A 17,210-nucleotide genomic window follows, 5' to 3' on the forward strand; every position below is an offset into this window, starting at 1 on the left:
ATGGGTTGCGATTTTACTTGAAAGGCGGGGTAAAGGCTATTTTGTGCCCACCGCCGGCCGGCGGTGGGCTGCAGGGCAGATTACGGCGCAATACGCAGCGGAATAAACATCGCCGCACCACGCCGCACAATGCGCATCGGCACGCTGCGGCCGGCCGGCAAACCCGCCACCACTTTGTCGAACTCTTCGACGGTACGCACCGGCTCGCCGTAAATCATGGTGATAATATCGCCATTGATCAGGCCAGCCTGAGCGGCGGTGCCCTGCAATACTTCACGCACCACCACACCATCACCAACGTTTTTACGCTGGGCCGGATTCAGGTCAGCCACTACCAGCCCCAGGCGGTTGCTGCTGCGTTCTTTCGGATTGCTGTTGTTCAGCGCCAGCTCGGCACTGTCAGCGTCCGGCAATGTACCGATGGTAACGCTCACTTTACGGCGTTTGCCGTTGCGCACCACATCCAGTGCCACTTTGCTGCCCGGTTTTACCCGGCCAACCTGATGCGGCAGATCGGACGACATATAAATTGGCTTGCTGTTGAAATGGGTGATGATATCGCCATTCTGCAGATCGGCATCGTCGGCCGGGCTGCCCGGTACAATCTGGGCCACCAGGGCACCGGCGGCTTTTTCCAGACCAAAGGATTCCGCCAGCTCTTTGCTCACTTCCTGAATCACCACACCCAGCCAGCCCCGGCTGACGCGGCCTTTTTCTTTCAGCTGCTCACTGACATCCAGCGCCACATTAATTGGAATAGCAAAAGACACGCCCATAAAACCGCCAGAGCGGGTATAGATCTGCGAGTTAATGCCCACTACTTTGCCATTCAGATCAAACAGCGGGCCACCGGAGTTACCCGGGTTAATGGCAACGTCAGTCTGAATAAAAGGCACGTAATTTTCGTTCGGCAGGCTGCGGCCTTTGGCGCTGACAATACCGGCGGTGACGGAATAATCAAACCCGAAAGGTGAGCCGATGGCGACCACCCACTCACCCACTTCCAGGGTTTCGGAATTGCCCAGCTTCACCGTCGGCAGGTTTTTGGCTTCCACTTTCAGCAACGCCAGGTCGGTACTTTCATCCGCACCAATCAGCTTGGCTTCCAGTTCGCGGCGGTCGTTCAGACGCACAATAATTTCATCGGCATCTTTAATAACGTGATTATTGGTAAGAATGTAACCATCGCGGGAAATAATAAAACCCGAGCCCAGCGACGTGCTTTCACGACCGCCCTTCCCACCCGGACCACCTTGCGGCGGCACCGGAATACCGAAGAAATGGCGGAAAATTTCCGGCACCTCCTGGGGCAGGCCATAGCGTTGCTGATAATCACTGCCACCGGCACGCTGTACGGTGCTGATGTTCACCACCGCCGGCGAGGCTTCTTTCACCAGATCACGGAAATCCGGCAGGTTTGCCAGTGCCTGACCGGCACTCAGCCATAACAGCGTTAAAACAAAATAACGGAGCACTGCATTCATAGACTTACCTGTTAGTGTGAAGATTCCGGATACATTCGGTCAGAGGCAATGCGCACGCTGGGGCAGTGGCTCTGAATCTGTGGTTGCCAGCGACTGGCAAAGCGCTGCGCCAGGCTGCGGCTGAGCGCAAAGCCGGCCAGTAAGCCGCCCAGCCCCAGCAGCGCCGCCATGCCATCACCGCCCCACTGCTGGCCAACCGCGGCCGCCGGCAGCAGAGTTAATAAGGGCAAACCGTAGAGTAATAAAGCGCTGCCGGCCAGGCTGCCGCGCGGCAGTATTAATAACACCTGCTGGCCCACCTGCCACTGACCACTGGCGGGCACCCACAGGCGTAACGGCCGGCCCAGCTGGCTGAGGCTGTGCTGCCCACAACCGGCCCGGGCACTGCAGCTGTGGCAGGCACTGCGCTGGGTACCTTCGACCCAGACGCCGCCTTGTCCCAGCGCGGTAATTTCGACCATTTCCTGATTCATGGTTACTCCTGTTGTGCCGCTTTGGGTGCCGCCGCAGCCACGGGTTGCACCGAGCCGGCAATTTTCTGCAGCGTGGTGGCCGGCAATTCCCCCACCACCGTCACCCGGCGTGACTCGCCGGCCTCATTCTTTACCTGCTGCACCACCGCCGCAGTGGCCCCCCAGCGCTTTTGCAGGGGGGCAATCGTGGCGGCCGGACGATCAACAAAGACCGAAAAGGCGGCCAGACCATCGCTGAATAACAGCTGAATATCATCGCCTTGCTGACGCGCCGCCAAACGGCTGAAACCAGCCGGCAACCAGTCGGGTTGCCAGCTGACGTCGTCATCCGGATACGAAGGTGCCGGCGGTACCGGTTCACTGGCCGGGCGGGTAAATAATTCGGCCGGCATGATACTGCCGATTTCCAGCTGCGCAAACTGCACCCGCTCCAGCACCTGCTGGCGCTCATCCAGCAGTTCGGAACGCAGCAACAACGCGGTTTTCTGCTCCAGCCATAAGCGCATGGCGTAGCGATGCTGGTCTTTGGGTTGCAACACAATCAGGCGGGCATAATGGCCGGCAATGCGGTCATTGCCACCCAGGGTCAGTTCATATTGATCGCGCAGATCCGGGCCGGGTAAAAAACTGTGCAGAGGATTTTGCAGGGGCTGCCCCACCGCCGGATTCAGAAAGAACACCTGCTCTCCCTGGCGCAACTGCTCCAGCGGCGCGCCGGTCAGGCGTTGCAGCCGTTCGTATTCCTGTCCGTCCTGCAGGGCGTGCTGTACCGCCAGGGAATCCCAGTGGCGCTGGTTGCCGTACAGCAGGACACCGCTGTAATTCTGTTCGCGGGCCGCCTGCACCATGCGTCCGAACCAGTCGTAGGCACTGCTGCCGTCGGCGCTGGCCTGCGCTGCCAACAGCAGGCTCAGCATCAGCAAAGCGTGTTTTATCACTGCTGGGCGCCGGCCTCCTGACCGAAGTTCACAACCCGGGCGAACGGCGCAATGGCGCGGGCCGGTGCCACGGTGGCCTGCTCGGTATGTTGCATCACATATTCCTGCAGTTTGTGCTGCGCCGCTTCCAGCTCCGCCTGTTGTTCCGGACTGAGGCTTTGTGCCAGCTGCTGTTCAGCCACCGGCGCCGGTTCGGCCTGCTGTGCCAGCGGCACACCACCGGCGGCAGACTCAGTTTGCTGCCACTGTACGCCCACCAGCACAGCCAGCATCACACTGGCGGCAACGGCACCGGAAGCCAGCCAGCGCCAGCGGGGTGACACCATTACCGCCGCCGGTACGCTGTGCGGTAAGTCATCCATGGGTTCACCGTCCAGCGCCTGGCGGATGCCCTGCGACAAATCGACGGTGGCCACCGGTTCACCCCGCATTACCGCCCCCAATAACTGGTAACGGTGCCAGGTCGTACGCAGTTCATCATCCTGTTCCAGCTGGTTCAGTAAACGCCGCACTTCCAGTTCATCGGCCTCGCCATCCATCAGCGCCGACAGGGATTCATTGATTCGTTCATTCATGGCGGTTGTTACCTCCTGACTCAGGCCAGACTTTCGGCCGTGTCGGCCAGCAGCGGTTGCATTTTGCGCTCAATGGCTTCCCGGGCCCGGAAAATCCGCGAGCGTACCGTGCCGATGGGGCAATCCATCACTTCGGCAATTTCTTCATAACTGAGGCCATCCAGCTCGCGCAGGGTAACGGCCATGCGCAGTTCTTCCGGTAACGCCTCAATGGCATCAAACACCACCTTCTGCAGCTGATCGCGTTGCAGCAGGCTGTCCGGGGTTTCGATGTCTTTCAGATTTTTTTCGTCGGTAAAAAATTCGGCATCTTCCAGATCAATATCGCGGGTCGGGGTTTTACGCCCGCGGCTGACCAGATAGTTTTTGGCGGTATTCACCGCAATACGGTACATCCAGGTGTAAAACTGGCTGTCGCCACGAAACCCCGGCAACGCCCGGTAGGCCTTAATAAAGGCTTCCTGGGTAACGTCCTGGGCTTCGGCAAAATCGGGGATAAAGCGGCCGACCAGCGCCAGGATACGGTGCTGGTATTTGATAACCAGCAAATCAAAGGCGCGGCGATCGCCTTTCTGGACGCGCGCCACCAGCTGGCGGTCGTTATTCTGTTGGTCTGTCATGCCTCGTTCCGCTGTTGTATACCGGGCATTCTCTGCCACTGCTGCCAGGCTCATAGATAACTTCCCTTCAGGTCAGATGATGCAGATAGAGACACTGAAGGCGGATTTAGTTCCCGGCCCGGCTTATTCATAGATTGCGCGCCAGTGTATCATGCACCGCCCCGGCGCCTGTAACATGGCAGCCAATACTCTCGGCAAGCGGAATAATTATGAGCGAATCCTACCGTTTTGATGTGCTGATTATCGGCAGCGGCGCCGCCGGCCTGACCCTCGGGCTGTCGTTACCGGATCATCTGCGGGTGGCCATTATCAGCAAAGAACAACTGGATTCCGGTTCTACCCGCTGGGCGCAGGGCGGCGTCGCCGCCGTATTGGATGAACACGACAGTGTCGAAGCCCATGTACAGGACACCTTAGTGGCCGGGGCCGGCCTGTGTCATGAACCCGCCGTACGCTTTACCGTGGAACATTCCACCGCCGCCATTCAGTGGCTGATTGATCTGGGCGTGCCTTTTACTCAGGACAGCCCCGATCATTTTCACCTGACCCGTGAAGGCGGCCACAGCGCGCGGCGCATTATTCACGCCGCCGACGCCACCGGCCATGCCATTTCCGACACCTTACTGGCACGGGCCAGGGCCAAATCCAATCTGACCCTGATGCAGAATTACATCGCCATCGACCTGATTACCCGGGAAAAACTCGGATTGGGCGGACACGGCTGTATCGGCGCGTATTTTCTGAATAACGACACCGGCGAAGTGGATGTGATCAGCGCCCACGCGGTAGTGCTGGCCACTGGCGGCGCCAGCAAGGTGTATCTGTATACCAGCAACCCCGACGGTGCCTCCGGTGATGGCATTGCCATGGCCTGGCGCGCCGGTTGCCGGGTCGCCAATATGGAATTCAACCAGTTTCATCCCACCTGTCTGTACCATCCGCAGGCCAAGTCATTCCTGATTACCGAAGCGGTACGCGGTGAAGGTGGCAAACTGTTGCTGCCCAATGGCAGACGCTTTATGCAGCGCTTTGATGAGCGCGCCGAGCTGGCGCCGCGCGATATTGTTGCCCGCGCCATCGACCATGAAATGAAACGTCTGGGGGCCGACTGTCTGTTCCTCGATATCAGCCATAAACCAGCGGCCTTTATTAAGGAACATTTCCCCACCATTTATGAACGCTGTCTGGAACTGGGCATTGATATTACCCGCCAGCCCATTCCGGTGGTGCCGGCGGCGCATTACACCTGCGGCGGCGTGGTCACCGACGTGCATGGCCGCACCGACATCGAACATCTGTACGCCATCGGCGAAACCGCCAGCACCGGCCTGCACGGGGCCAACCGGCTGGCCAGCAACTCCTTACTGGAATGTCTGGTGTTTGCCCGTTCTGCAGCAGCCCACATTACGGCCCACACCGACTTCAGCGAGCCGGTACCGGATATTCCGGCCTGGGACGCCAGCCAGGTAAAAGATTCCGACGAAGATGTGGTGATTTCCCACAACTGGGATGAGCTGCGCCGTTTTATGTGGGACTACGTCGGCATTGTGCGCACCACCAAACGGCTGGTGCGGGCCAAGCACCGGGTGCAGATGCTGCGCCAGGAAATTCAGGAGTTTTACAGCAACTACCGGGTCAGTAACGACTTACTAGAACTGCGTAACCTGGTCGATGTGGCGGATGTGATTATCCGCTCGGCGCTGCTGCGCAAAGAAAGCCGCGGCCTGCACTTCAGCCGCGATTACCCGCAGCCACTGCCGCGTGCCTTTGATACCGTGCTGACGCCCAAATACCTGAAAGAACTGGGCGAACTCTGATCGGTACAGCGGGTTCAGGGCAAATACAGCGCCTTCAGCAGGCGCTGAAAATCCGCCGCCGGCAGGCTGTCGGCGCGGATCAGCAAGCGTTGCCAGGGCCACAGGCCATAGCGCCAGCTGATTAATCCGGCGCGCCGGCTGCTGCCAGTGCGCCAGACCAGCGGTTGACGTTGCCCGCCGGCCTCCAGCCACCAGCCGCTGCCATCATGATGCAGATAGGCCCGCTGCCAATGACGGCGCTGCCGCCACCACCACAAGGATCCCCACACCAGGGCCAGCGCGGCCAGTTCAGCCAGACTGAGCAACGGCCACAGCAACCCCAGCGTAACCGCCATAAACGCCGCATCCAGCCAGCGCTGGCGGCGCGAGGGCTGTAACAACCAGGTTTCAGCGGTTACGGGCACGCTCAAGAATCCGGTTCACCATGGCTTCCAGCTCCGCATCCGGCGGGGTCTGATGCTCCATAAACCAGGCAAATAAATCCGGGTCTTCACATTCCAGCAGCCGCCGGTAGATGGCCTGATCGTCCGCGCTGAGGGTGGTGTACACCTGCTCAGCAAAGGGCAACAACAATACATCCAGTTCCAGCATGCCGCGGCGGCTGTGCCAGCGGACGCGTTTGGCTTCTAATTCGTCAGTCACCCGCTTCTCCTCAGAACAAGGTCATTTCAGACAGGGCGGCAGTATAGCAAAAGGCACCGCCACACCAATGACACAAAGCGTTCACCAGCGCGCTGAAGTCCGGCATTAAATGGTTACCGCTTTTGCAGTAGACTGGCCGGCCTGTGCCATCTTTTTTATCCGACGCCGGAGCCAACATGAGTGATACCGCGGTTTTTTCTGTTCTGCCGGACCTGGCCCTGCTGGAAATCAGCGGCCCTGACAGCGAACGTTTTCTGCAAGGGCAATTAACCTGTGACGTCGCCGCGCTGCAGGCAGGCCGGTGGACGCTGGGTGCCTGCTGCACCGCCAAAGGCCGGATGGTGGCTAATTTTGTGATCGGCCGGCAGGACAACACCTTCTGGTTACGCCTGCCACGCGAACAGGTGGCGGCGTTGCACCAGCATTTAAGTCGCTACGCCGTATTTTTTAAAACCACCCTCACTGACCGCAGCGACGACTGGCAGGTACTGGGCGCCGTGCCGGCCCAGAGCAGCCCCGCCTTACTGACCCAGCCGCAACCGCTGCCGGTTATTGCTGACGGGCTGGAACTGCAGTGGCCGGATGGCCGCCGTGAACGCTGGCAGGCCGGCAACACCGCCGGCCACTCCCCGGATAACGGCCAGTGGGCCGCCGCCGATATCCGTCAGGGCCTGATCTGGGTAACCGAAGCCAGCCGTGAACAATGGGTGCCGCAGCACATTGACTGGCACCATCAGGGCGGCATCAGTTTCCGCAAAGGCTGCTACACCGGCCAGGAGATCGTGGCGCGGCTGCAGTATCTGGGCAAAAGCAAAAAGCAGGTGATTCAGCTTTACAGTGAGCAGCCGCTTGATCTGGCGGTGTTAACCCCACTGCAGGATCAGCAGGGCAAAGCCATCGGCGAGGTGGCCTGCTGGGCCGGCCAGCAGGGTCTGGCGGTTATTAACGCCGGTTCCCTGCCGGCGGCGCTGCTGGCCGGTGATATTTCTCTCACCGGCGCCGGACTTTTCTATACTGACGGCATTAACGACGGAACGGATACGGAGCCCGCACAATGAGCAACCTGGCCCTGCAGGTAAAAGATGAGATTGTCAGACAGATTAAGAACGATGAGCTGGTGTTGCCGACCCTGCCGGAAGTGGCCCTGCAGGTACGGGATGTGGCGGAAGATATCAATGCCACCATTACCGATCTGGCCCAGATTATTGCCCGCGATCCGGCCCTGAGCGCGCGTATTATCAAGGTCACCAACAGCCCGCTGGTGCGCACCAGCAGTCCGGTCACCGACCTGGGTACCGCCATTGCCCGGCTGGGCATTAACTTCACCAGCAATCTGGCCATTGGTCTGGCCATGGAGCAGATGTTCCAGGCCACCCACGACATCATCGACCGGCGCCTGCGCGAATGCTGGTCACACTCCATGGAAATTGCCGCCTCGGCGCAGGTGTTGGCGCGTCATTTCACCAAACTACAGCCGGATCAGGCCATGCTGGCCGGGCTGGTGCACCAGATTGGTATGCTGCCGATTCTGGCCTATGCCGAAACCCATGAAGGGCTGCTGAGTGACAGCTTATCGCTGGATCTGGTGCTGGAAAAACTGCATCCGGCGCTGGGCGCCTACATTCTGCGCAGCTGGAAGTTTCAGCCAGCGCTGGCCGAGGTGCCGAAGGAATATCTGAATCTGCAGCATCAGGCCGAGCAGGCGGATTACAGCGATCTGGTGCAGGTGGCGACGCTGCAAAGCTACGCCGGCAGTGACCACCCACTGGCCCGCATTAACTGCAGCGAACTGGGGTCGTTCCGCCGGCTGGGTCTGGATGCCGCCGAAGAAGTGACCATTCTGGAAGATCTGGCCGACGAGCTGAGCGCCAGCCAGGCGGCACTGCGGCATTGACACAACCGGCAGCACCTCAGCGCTGCTATCCATATAAAAGGCAGCGCTTCAGCGCTGCTATCCAAATAAGAGGCAGCGCCTCAGCGCTGCCAGCCCGGCAGTTCCCGTAACGGATGATTGTCCGCCGACCAGGGCGATTGCAGTAGCTCTTCCGTCCAGCGGCGCGGAACCTCAGTCACCGCCGCATGCTGCCAGCGCGGTTGATAATCCTTATCGATCACCATGGCGCGGATGCCTTCGGCAAAATCCGGATGCCGTACCGCCTGATAGGCCAGCACCAGCTCCCATTGCGCCACCTCGCGCAGGCTCATCTGAGCGCCACGCGCCAGCTGCTCCATCACCACCCAGGCCGTACCTGGACAGCCGCGCAAATAATTTTCAATGCCCTGTTTCACCCAGGGATTATCCCCCTGCCAGGCATGTAACGCGCGGTCGATGGCGGGCAGATCGGGCGCCGCAAACAATTCCTTTAAATCGTCCCGGGCCAGGGCTAACTGACTGGCCGGCAATTCATCTGCCCCCGCCTCCATGCCATGCAACAACGAACGCACCTGATGATGATTTTCCGCCACATTGCCGCCCCAGGGCAGCTGCCGCAGGGCCTTCAGAACATCCTGCTGCTGCTCATGGCGCAGCGCATACTGAATCAGCTTCAGTTCACGACAATCGAGCGCATTCATCAGACTGCCGGATAACCCCATCCAGTGTCCGACCGGGTACGGCAACCGCGACAGGTACCAGCTGCCACCGACATCGGGAAACAAGCCGATACGGATTTCCGGCCACGCCAACTTCAGGGTTTCAGTACCGACGCGGTGATTGGCGCCGATAAACAGCCCCAGCCCGCCCCCCATCACAAAGCCATTGCCCCAGGCGATTAAGGGCTTACTGAACAGATGCACGCGGTAATTTTTGCCGTATTCGCCGCGGAAAAAATCATCGGCATAGCGGTACTGCTCGTCACCCTCCGCCGTCATACTCTGATACAACTGGCGGATATCGCCACCGGCACAAAAGGCTTTATCGCCGGCACCGCGCATTAATACCGCCACCACCTTGTCGTTTTTTTCCCAGCGCGCCAGCTGTTTGTCGATCAGGTTGACCATGGTCAGATCCACCGCATTCATGGCGGCGGGAACATTCAGGGTTAATACCCCGATCTTATGACCACTGCGGGCGGCGAGCGTGGTGGCAACCACCGGGCTGTCTGCTTTCACTGAAAACTCCTTCTGCAACAACCGGTTAACTGGCAGGAAACAGGCTGGATGGTACACTTTCCGGCATCTGTTTGTCCGCGGACGTATCCATGACATCTGTACTCAGCGTACTGGTAGTGGCTGTAATTATCGGAGTGCTGCTGTGGCTGGCGCTAGTCGACCGTGGTCGCAGAGGCGGCCGGCTGAGTGCTGAAGCAACCCGGCTGGGGCTGCACTACCGCCCTTATGCCAGCCTCAGCGAGCGCCTGCGCGAAGCGCATTTTATGCTGCTCGACTGCGGCCAGTTCCGCCACTTCCGCCACCTGCTGGAAGGCAGCCTGACCAACGGCCGCTACCTTAACCTGTTTGATTACAGCCTGATTACCGCCCACGGCGTCAGTACCCAGACCCTGCTGCTGCTACCCTGCCAGCTGCCCGACTGCGAACGGTTCTGCATCGGCCGCCACGCCTGGCTGGACGAAGACGGTTTCAGTGAAACCCTGCAGCACCCGCTGCAACCGCTGCGTAAAGACCAGCGCCCGCCGCGCCTGCATCAGTGGCAACTGCTCAGCAGCGAACCGGCGCAGCTGTGGAATATTCTGCAGCCGGAGCTGTGCGACTGGTTATTGGCGCATCCTCACCTTCACATTGAGTGGTCGGCTGGCATCCTGCTGCTGTGCCGGCCCGGACATCTGCTGGAACCGGAACAACTGGAAGCCGCCCTCGACCACGCCCAGAGCCTGATCCGGCTGCTGCAACGTCAGGCCGGGCTGCCAGCCGGGCACGACTGAACCGCTTATTACCTCACCCAAGGAACGACCATGTTGCTACACCGATTAGCCGCCATCGCCACCCTGCTGTTCACCCTGGGCGGTTGTACCGCCAGTCAGCAGGATACCCTGCTGCAAAAAGTAACGGATACCGGCCGTCAGCAGGCGGGCCTGATCCCTGCCGTTGCTCAGGCTGACGATGTGCCCATGAGCTATCTGGAGCGTCCGGGCGACGGCCCGGTGGTGATGCTGGTGCACGGTTTTTCCGCCAACAAAGACACCTGGCTGCGCTTTGCCGCCGAACTGCCGGCCGATTACCGCATTATTGCCCCGGATCTGGCCGGCCACGGCGATACCCCGGCGCCCGCCAGCGGTGACTATACCCTTACCCGCCAGGCCCAGCGCCTGCACGCCCTGGCTGAGCATTTAGGCCTGCAGCAATTCCATATTCTCGGCAGCTCCATGGGCGGCGCGATCAGTGCCATTTACGCCAGCCAATACCCGCAGCAGATCGCCAGCCTGACGCTGATGAACGCCGCCGGCGTCGATGCCCCCAACCCCAGCGAATACATGCGGGCACTGGAACAGGGCCGCAACCCGCTGATTGCCACCGACAAAGACAGCTTTGATTACCGCTGGGACTTTATTATGAGCCGCCCGCCGCTGCTGCCCTGGCCACTGCGCCCGGCGCTGGTGCGCCAGACCATCGAACGCCGCGCCATCAACGAAGCCATCTTTGCCGGCATGCTGGCCACCCGCGAACAACTGGCCGCGGCTGACTTTGATCAGCAACTCACCGCCAACGTCACCATGCCGGTGCTGATTATCTGGGGCGCGGAAGACCGCGTGCTGGATGTATCCGCCGCGGCCGCCTTCAAGCAGCGGCTGCCGCAGGCAGAGACCGAGATTTACCAGGGCATCGGGCATTTGCCGATGTTTGAGAATCCGCAGGAAAGCGCGGGGCGGTATCAGCGTTTTATTAAGGCGCAGCTGTAACCAGCACTGTACGCCAGCCCTGCCGGGCTGGTACGGCCGCCGCTACCGCTGCTGGCCTTTTGCGGGCTCCGCCCGCGGACTATGCAAGGGGAGGTATCCCCTTGCGAACCCCTCTGGCCCGCGTTCCAGCTGATCCTCGTTTACAAAAGCCAATTAAGCATACGCGGCCAAGGGGGAGACTTCAGGCATCCTGCCTTTCGCCCTGCGGGCCAGCCTTCGGCTGTTCAATTTTGTTCCAACAAAATTGTCCATGCCCCTACCCGCTCGTTTGGAATCATCCAAACGATGCTATTGGCTTTGGTAACCATCGGGCTGGAACGAATGGGCCGGGAAAAACCTCAGCAACCTGAATCGCTTTTGGCGGCCTGCGGCCGGAAGAATTTTTGGGTTTTGGGTTTTGGGTTTTGGGTTTTGGGTTTTGGGTTTTGGGTTTTGGGTTTTGGGTTTTGGGTTTTGGGTTTTGGGTTTTGGGTTGCGCGAAGCGCACCAAAAACGGTGCCGGCGTAGCCGCTGCGGTTTTATCCGCGCCTATAGCACGCCGAAATGAAGCGGCATTGGCAGGCCCGCCCGGATGGACCGGGCGAGGATCGTGGCGCACGATGCGCCTTACGATCCGTGGCCGCAGGCAATGACGGTGAATGAGGAAATACGTGCTATACAGCGCAAAAGCAGGGGCGTGGGGATAAGATCCCCACATCCGGGGCGCAGGGGCGGAGCCCCGCATCAGCTGCCACGCAGTGGCAGCCAACCAGCCCAGCGGGCTGGCGTACATAATGCCAGGTCAGCCCGGCAAGGCTGGCATAACAGCAGGCTGGTAAGCCTGCACCCTCTCCCCTAAACTAGCCAAAATTAAGCACAGGACTATTTCCAAATGAGCACAAATAATCGTTTAAGCCGCCTGGTCGGCAAGATTAATTCCCTGCCGCAGGGCCTGCGGCCACTGGCGCTGTCTCTGGTGATGGGCCGGGTGATTCCGTTCGCCGGCACCGCCGGGACGCGGGTAATGGAACTGACGCCGCAAAAGTGCGTGATTGTGATGCGCAATAAGAAGAAGGTGCAGAACCACATCGGCAGCGTGCACGCCGCCGCGATGGGGCTGCTGGCGGAATCGGCCACCGGTTTTATGACCGGCATGAGCGTACCGGATAACCGCATTATTGTGATCCGCAGCATGACGCTGGAGTACCTGAAGCGCGCCAGCGGCGATATGACCGCCACCGCGACCTTCAGCGATGAGCAGCTGGCTTATGTGAAGAACACCGACAAAGGCGACATCGAAGTGCCGGTGGTCATCACCGACGGCACCGGTACCGAAACGGTAAAAGCCACAATGATCTGGGCCTGGACACCGAAAAAAGCCTGATCCGGCCTTATTATTCCGCGCGCGCCCTGTTTCGGGGCGCCATCGTTCGTTTTTTATGCAGAAATGCGTATAATCCCGCGCTTTCGTAAAACCCCCCGATTATCAGGATTACCTCGTGCTCTCTACCGCTAATATCACCATGCAATTTGGTGCCAAGCCGCTGTTTGAAAATATTTCCGTTAAATTCGGTGATGGCAACCGTTACGGCCTGATCGGTGCCAACGGCTGCGGCAAATCCACCTTCATGAAGATTCTGGACGGTTCCCTGGAGCCGACCGCCGGTAACGTGAGCCTGTCGCCCAACGAGCGCCTGGGTAAGCTGAACCAGGACCAGTTCGCCTACGAAGAATTCACCGTGCTCGACACCGTGATGATGGGCAACAAAGAGCTGTGGGCGATCAAGCAAGAGCGCGATGCCATTTACGCCAATCCGGAAGCCACCGAAGACGATTACATGCGCGCCGCCGAGCTGGAAGGCGAATTCGCTGAACTGGACGGCTACACCGCTGAATCCCGTGCCGGCGAACTGCTGCTGGGTGCCGGTATTGCCAGTGAACTGCACAACGGCCCGATGAGCGAAGTCGCACCTGGCTGGAAACTGCGGGTGCTGCTGGCGCAGGCGCTGTTCTCCAATCCGGACATCCTGCTGCTCGACGAACCGACCAACAACCTGGACATCAACACCATCCGTTGGCTGGAAAACATCATCAATAACATGAAGTGCACGATGATCATCATCTCCCACGATCGTCACTTCCTGAACTCGGTCTGTACCCACATGGCCGATATCGACTACGGCGATATCAAGATTTATCCGGGTACCTACGACGACTTTATGATCGCCAGCACCCAGGCGCGTGAACGCCAGCAGGCGGATAACGCCAAGAAGAAAGCCCAGATTGCCGAACTGCAGCAGTTCGTATCACGCTTCTCGGCCAACGCCTCCAAGTCCAAGCAGGCCACCAGCCGCGCCAAGCAGATTGAGAAGATCAAGATTGACGAGTTCAAGCCATCCAGTCGTCAGAACCCCTTTATCCGTTTCAATCAGGACAAGAAACTGCACCGCACAGCGCTGGAAATTACCGGTCTGTCGCACACCTACGCCGGTGGCGAAACGCTGTTTAAGGGTGTCGACCTGATGATCGAAGCCGGCGAAAAGATCGCCGTTATCGGTGCTAATGGTGTGGGTAAAACCACCTTCCTGAAGTGCCTGGTTAATCACGTTACGCCAGCAGCCGGCAGCATTAAGTGGGCGGAAAACGCCGATGTCGGTTATTACGCGCAGGACCACGAATACGAATTTGATAAGGATATGAACCTGTTCGACTGGATGGAACAGTGGAAAACCGAAGCACAGGACGAAACCGCGGTACGCGCTTCGCTGGGCCGGTTGTTGTTTAACGCCGACGCCATTAAAAAGAACGTGAAGGTGTGTTCGGGTGGTGAAAAAGGCCGCCTGCTGTTCGGCAAGCTGATGATGGGTAACCACAACGTGCTGATTATGGACGAACCGACCAACCACATGGATATGGAGTCCATCGAGTCACTGAACCTGGCGCTGGAAATGTACGAAGGCACCCTGCTCTTCGTATCCCACGACCGTGAGTTCGTATCCTCGCTGGCCACTCGCATTCTGGAAATCCGCGACAACAAGATCGTCGACTTCCACGGCACTTACGACGAGTACCTGCGCTCACAAGGGGTGGAATAAAACCCCTGCTTTGGTAGGGTTATTTTCCGGCAGACCTGTGACCTGGCTCAGGTTTGCCACCTTTCATAAGTGGCGCAGCATGCTATATTTCAACCGGTCTTAGTGCTTTGTTCGTAGCAGTACGAGTTGTTGCCGTTGTTTTCCAGGAGCCTTCATGCATCGCATCACCCGCGAAGAGTACCCGATTGATACGCTGCAGCGCATTGTCAACGGTGTCACCTTTTTCAAAGAATTGATTCAGACCGACCCCAGCCAGTTTGAACTGCTGATGAGCGTTACCCGCTTCGTAACGGCCGATCAGGATGAAATTATCCTGCACCGTGGCGAAGAGGCCAACGTGCTGTATTTCTTGCTGAAAGGCCAGCTGGCCGTTTTAGCGGATGATGACAGCGGTGCGGTTATTAATGAAATTAACCCTGGTGAAATGTTCGGAGTAATGGCGCTGGTTCTGAACTTCAAACGCTCGGCTTCCATTAAAGTGCATGGCCGCAGCGCTCTGCTGGCCGGTATTGATTTCCATCACTTCAGTGATCTGAATGATTTCACGCTGTTCAGCCTGAAAACCAAAATCAGTTTTTTCCGCATGCTGGCCAATAACATCCGCTGGAATCTGGAGCGCAATAAAATGCAGACCCCGGAGCATCCGCTGATTGCCCGCCTGCGCACCCTGCCGCTGTTTAATGGCGAAAAAGGGACGCTGGAAGAACTTCATTTTCTGCACCATCAGGCCCATGAATCGGCCGAATTGCTGTGCGCCTGGAATGAGGCCTGAGCCTTTACCCACGCCGCATCAGACTGTTGCTTAAAAACCCCTTGGCCGGTTACCCCGGCAGGCCTAGAATGCGCCTGCTTTACTCTTCCTGACGTAATCGCCGAGGTACCCTATGCCCGAATTTTTACCCTATCTGCTGATCGCTCTGGCCATTGCTGGTCTGCTGGCCGTCATTTTCGAAGAAGTTATCCACATTAATAAAGCCCAGTCGGTACTGTTTTTCGGCGCTTTTTCCTGGATTTTACTCTTTATGTTCTCGCCAGAGCCGGCCATCCATGAGCAGGTAAGAGCCGGGCTGGAACACAATATCAGTGAGATCGCCAGCCTGTGGTTATTTCTGGTCGCGGCCATGACCTTTGTGGCTTACCTGAACAAAAAAGGGCTGATCGAAAATATTATTTACCGGCTACTGCCGGCGCAGATTTCCGAACGGAAATTATTATTCCTCACCGGTATTTTCAGCTTTGTGTTTTCCTCGCTGGCCGACAACATTACCGCCACCCTGGTATCGGTGGCGCTGATTTTATCGCTGCGTTTACCGGCCGCCAAAACCCTGCGCTTTGCCACCGTAGTGGTGTTTGCTGTGAACTCCGGCGGCGTGGCCATGATTACCGGCGACGTTACTACGCTGATGATTTTCCTGGCCGGTAAAGTCAGCATTACCAACCTGCTGCTGTTATCGTTACCAGCCTTACTGGCGGTATTACTGCTGGCCTTTATGCTGGCGCGGCCATTGCGTGAAACCGCCATCATTGAACACAAGCACAATGATGTGCAGCGGGTCGATGTGATGATTGCCTGTGTATTTATGACTACCATTCTGGCCACCATGGCCGGCAACGTGCTGTTTGATATTCCGCCGGTATTAACCTTCTTAAGCGGTCTGTCGGTGATGTTCCTGCTCGCCCGCGCCTATGGTGAAGACACCGAGCACGACCCGATTATGGATTACATCCGCCAGATCGAATTCGATACCTTAATGTTCTTCCTCGGCATCCTGCTGATTGTGGGCGCGATGAAAGAAATTCATGCGCTGGATGGTTTTCTTGATCTGTATGCCGTGGTGCCGGTCTGGGTCGCTAATTTTCTGATGGGGCTGCTGTCAGCCATTATCGATAACGTACCGTTAACCGCCGCACTGTTAAAAGCCGACGTACAGATGAACACGGCAGAGTGGATGGGGCTGACTTACGCCGTTGGGGTGGGTGGTTCATTGCTGATCATCGGCTCGGCGGCCGGTATTGTTGCGATGAGTAAAATCAACGAGCTTACTTTCGGCAGCTACCTGCGCTATTTACTGGCACTGCTGCTGGCCTACCTGGTGGGCTATGCCGGGGTTTTGGGAATGGCCAAAATACTGCTGGAAACGGCGGCCTGATCAGGGCAGCCGTAACTGCAATTCCACTTCAGCGCCCAGAATGGTGTCGGTAATCGGCAGAGCCTCGGCTTCTTCGGATTCATCCCAGTGCAAACGGCCGGAAACGTTCATGCGCTCTTCCCTTTGCTGCTGGCGGAAAAAATCCGGATAAGCCGCTGCATCTCCGGCCCAGCCCTGGTCATCCCATTCCAGTTCCGGCAGAGATAAGTTCAGTGCCGGCACCGACGTTGGTTCTTTATTCCAGCGGCGGATGCTGGCGGGGCTGTCAGGACTGTCGGGTAAAGGATACAGATTGGCCGGTGGCTCCGGCTCGCTGATCACCACACTGTCACCAGGCTGGCGGTCAGATTCTGACGAGGATGGTTGCAGCAGCTCAGGCAACGGAATTTTGTAGCCGCGCAGTACCGGCGCCCGGTCCGGATGGCTCAGATACGAACCCAGCATCAGACCGCCGACAACAGCTCCGGCGAGGGTAATACTCCAGCTGACTTTCATAGGTTCTGAACCACATTCTCTCGGTTGGGGCTGGCTGGCCAGCAGCACTATTTTCCGCCGGCACGCTACCACAGGCATACGGCCCT

At 58.5% G+C, this 17,210-nt stretch carries 18 protein-coding genes; 9 read left to right on the forward strand and 9 right to left on the reverse strand.

From position 1 onward, the window contains the following. Positions 1-80 precede the first annotated feature (80 nt). The 5 genes from GJQ55_RS10175 to rpoE are packed head-to-tail and all read right to left on the reverse strand — an operon-like array spanning position 81 to position 4,090. A complete protein-coding gene (locus tag GJQ55_RS10175; protein ID WP_228344855.1) occupies positions 81-1,484 on the reverse strand; it encodes a DegQ family serine endoprotease in 1,404 nt (467 codons plus the stop codon). A gap of 11 nt (positions 1,485-1,495) precedes the next feature. Beyond that, positions 1,496-1,957 (reverse strand): SoxR reducing system RseC family protein, encoded by a 462-nt coding sequence (locus GJQ55_RS10180; RefSeq protein ID WP_228344856.1) that lies wholly within the window; start codon positions 1,955-1,957, stop codon positions 1,496-1,498. Positions 1,958-1,959: 2 nt separating this feature from the next. Further along, the gene (locus GJQ55_RS10185; RefSeq protein ID WP_228344857.1) at positions 1,960-2,895 is read right to left on the reverse strand and encodes a MucB/RseB C-terminal domain-containing protein; all 936 of its coding nucleotides are present in this window, start codon (positions 2,893-2,895) and stop codon (positions 1,960-1,962) included. Next, positions 2,892-3,470, reverse strand: a complete 579-nt coding sequence (locus GJQ55_RS10190) for a sigma-E factor negative regulatory protein (protein WP_228344858.1) — start codon at positions 3,468-3,470, stop codon at positions 2,892-2,894. The genes GJQ55_RS10185 and GJQ55_RS10190 overlap by 4 nt, the downstream gene beginning before the upstream one ends. 20 nt (positions 3,471-3,490) lie before the next feature. Further along, positions 3,491-4,090, reverse strand: coding sequence for an RNA polymerase sigma factor RpoE (rpoE, locus tag GJQ55_RS10195; protein WP_228344859.1), 600 nt, complete (start codon positions 4,088-4,090; stop codon positions 3,491-3,493). 209 nt (positions 4,091-4,299) lie between these two features. On the opposite strand from rpoE, the gene nadB reads away from it, so the two are divergent. Continuing rightward, positions 4,300-5,907, forward strand: a complete 1,608-nt coding sequence (nadB, locus tag GJQ55_RS10200; protein WP_228344860.1) for an L-aspartate oxidase — start codon at positions 4,300-4,302, stop codon at positions 5,905-5,907. 14 nt (positions 5,908-5,921) lie between these two features. Here nadB and GJQ55_RS10205 read toward each other — a convergent pair whose 3' ends face one another. After that, complete coding sequence (locus tag GJQ55_RS10205; protein WP_228344861.1) at positions 5,922-6,311, reverse strand: hypothetical protein; 390 nt, start codon at positions 6,309-6,311, stop codon at positions 5,922-5,924. Continuing rightward, positions 6,295-6,549 carry an FAD assembly factor SdhE gene (locus tag GJQ55_RS10210; RefSeq protein WP_228344862.1) on the reverse strand — a complete coding sequence of 85 codons (255 nt, stop codon included), beginning with the start codon at positions 6,547-6,549 and terminating at the stop codon, positions 6,295-6,297. The genes GJQ55_RS10205 and GJQ55_RS10210 overlap by 17 nt, the downstream gene beginning before the upstream one ends. Positions 6,550-6,725: 176 nt before the next feature. Between GJQ55_RS10210 and ygfZ the strand changes: the two genes are divergently transcribed. Together ygfZ and GJQ55_RS10220 are read left to right on the forward strand one after the other, a co-directional pair. Further along, positions 6,726-7,607: a CAF17-like 4Fe-4S cluster assembly/insertion protein YgfZ gene (gene ygfZ, locus GJQ55_RS10215; RefSeq protein ID WP_228344863.1), complete on the forward strand. Its 882-nt coding sequence runs from the start codon at positions 6,726-6,728 to the stop codon at positions 7,605-7,607. Then, positions 7,604-8,443, forward strand: a complete 840-nt coding sequence (locus GJQ55_RS10220) for an HDOD domain-containing protein (protein ID WP_228344864.1) — start codon at positions 7,604-7,606, stop codon at positions 8,441-8,443. Before ygfZ ends, GJQ55_RS10220 begins: the two co-directional genes overlap by 4 nt. Before the next feature lie 80 nt (positions 8,444-8,523). Here the strand turns inward: GJQ55_RS10220 and GJQ55_RS10225 are convergent, their stop codons facing one another. Then, complete coding sequence (locus tag GJQ55_RS10225) at positions 8,524-9,660, reverse strand: enoyl-CoA hydratase/isomerase family protein (protein WP_228344865.1); 1,137 nt, start codon at positions 9,658-9,660, stop codon at positions 8,524-8,526. Between the two features lie 89 nt (positions 9,661-9,749). Here GJQ55_RS10225 and GJQ55_RS10230 point away from each other — a divergent pair, with 89 nt between their 5' ends. The 6 genes from GJQ55_RS10230 (at position 9,750) to nhaD (ending at position 16,629) form a co-directional block, all read left to right on the forward strand. Then, positions 9,750-10,430 (forward strand): hypothetical protein, encoded by a 681-nt coding sequence (locus GJQ55_RS10230; RefSeq protein ID WP_228344866.1) that lies wholly within the window; start codon positions 9,750-9,752, stop codon positions 10,428-10,430. Positions 10,431-10,460: 30 nt separating this feature from the next. Further along, positions 10,461-11,405 carry an alpha/beta fold hydrolase gene (locus tag GJQ55_RS10235; RefSeq protein WP_228344867.1) on the forward strand — a complete coding sequence of 315 codons (945 nt, stop codon included), beginning with the start codon at positions 10,461-10,463 and terminating at the stop codon, positions 11,403-11,405. Positions 11,406-12,276: 871 nt separating this feature from the next. Beyond that, positions 12,277-12,768 carry a DUF4442 domain-containing protein gene (locus GJQ55_RS10240; RefSeq protein WP_228344868.1) on the forward strand — a complete coding sequence of 164 codons (492 nt, stop codon included), beginning with the start codon at positions 12,277-12,279 and terminating at the stop codon, positions 12,766-12,768. Positions 12,769-12,883: 115 nt separating this feature from the next. Further along, positions 12,884-14,479, forward strand: coding sequence for an ABC-F family ATPase (locus GJQ55_RS10245; protein WP_228344869.1), 1,596 nt, complete (start codon positions 12,884-12,886; stop codon positions 14,477-14,479). Between the two features lie 154 nt (positions 14,480-14,633). Further along, on the forward strand, positions 14,634-15,251 hold the full coding sequence (locus tag GJQ55_RS10250; protein WP_228344870.1) for a cyclic nucleotide-binding domain-containing protein: 618 nt from the start codon (positions 14,634-14,636) through the stop codon (positions 15,249-15,251). A gap of 112 nt (positions 15,252-15,363) precedes the next feature. Next, positions 15,364-16,629, forward strand: a complete 1,266-nt coding sequence (nhaD, locus tag GJQ55_RS10255; RefSeq protein ID WP_228344871.1) for a sodium:proton antiporter NhaD — start codon at positions 15,364-15,366, stop codon at positions 16,627-16,629. On the opposite strand, the gene GJQ55_RS10260 is transcribed toward nhaD, so the two are convergent. Further along, entirely contained in the window at positions 16,630-17,124 is a 495-nt protein-coding gene (locus GJQ55_RS10260; RefSeq protein WP_228344872.1) for a hypothetical protein, read from the reverse strand. It lies immediately after the preceding gene. Positions 17,125-17,210: the final 86 nt, after the last annotated feature.

Origin of the sequence: Venatoribacter cucullus, from assembly GCF_016132445.1 — a bacterium.
GTDB lineage: Bacteria > Pseudomonadota > Gammaproteobacteria > Pseudomonadales > Oceanobacteraceae > Venatoribacter > Venatoribacter cucullus.

Bases quoted from the DNA above. Each gene is read 5' to 3' on its own strand.
- GJQ55_RS10220 (WP_228344864.1), top strand. From the start codon at position 7,604: ATGAGCAACCTGGCCCTGCAGGTAAAAGATGAGATTGTCAGACAGATT.
- GJQ55_RS10175 (WP_228344855.1), bottom strand. From the start codon at position 1,484: ATGAATGCAGTGCTCCGTTATTTTGTTTTAACGCTGTTATGGCTGAGT.
- rpoE (WP_228344859.1), bottom strand. From the start codon at position 4,090: ATGACAGACCAACAGAATAACGACCGCCAGCTGGTGGCGCGCGTCCAG.
- nhaD (WP_228344871.1), top strand. From the start codon at position 15,364: ATGCCCGAATTTTTACCCTATCTGCTGATCGCTCTGGCCATTGCTGGT.
- GJQ55_RS10190 (WP_228344858.1), bottom strand. From the start codon at position 3,470: ATGAATGAACGAATCAATGAATCCCTGTCGGCGCTGATGGATGGCGAG.
- GJQ55_RS10180 (WP_228344856.1), bottom strand. From the start codon at position 1,957: ATGAATCAGGAAATGGTCGAAATTACCGCGCTGGGACAAGGCGGCGTC.
- ygfZ (WP_228344863.1), top strand. From the start codon at position 6,726: ATGAGTGATACCGCGGTTTTTTCTGTTCTGCCGGACCTGGCCCTGCTG.
- GJQ55_RS10240 (WP_228344868.1), top strand. From the start codon at position 12,277: ATGAGCACAAATAATCGTTTAAGCCGCCTGGTCGGCAAGATTAATTCC.
- nadB (WP_228344860.1), top strand. From the start codon at position 4,300: ATGAGCGAATCCTACCGTTTTGATGTGCTGATTATCGGCAGCGGCGCC.
- GJQ55_RS10250 (WP_228344870.1), top strand. From the start codon at position 14,634: ATGCATCGCATCACCCGCGAAGAGTACCCGATTGATACGCTGCAGCGC.
- GJQ55_RS10230 (WP_228344866.1), top strand. From the start codon at position 9,750: ATGACATCTGTACTCAGCGTACTGGTAGTGGCTGTAATTATCGGAGTG.
- GJQ55_RS10260 (WP_228344872.1), bottom strand. From the start codon at position 17,124: ATGAAAGTCAGCTGGAGTATTACCCTCGCCGGAGCTGTTGTCGGCGGT.
- GJQ55_RS10235 (WP_228344867.1), top strand. From the start codon at position 10,461: ATGTTGCTACACCGATTAGCCGCCATCGCCACCCTGCTGTTCACCCTG.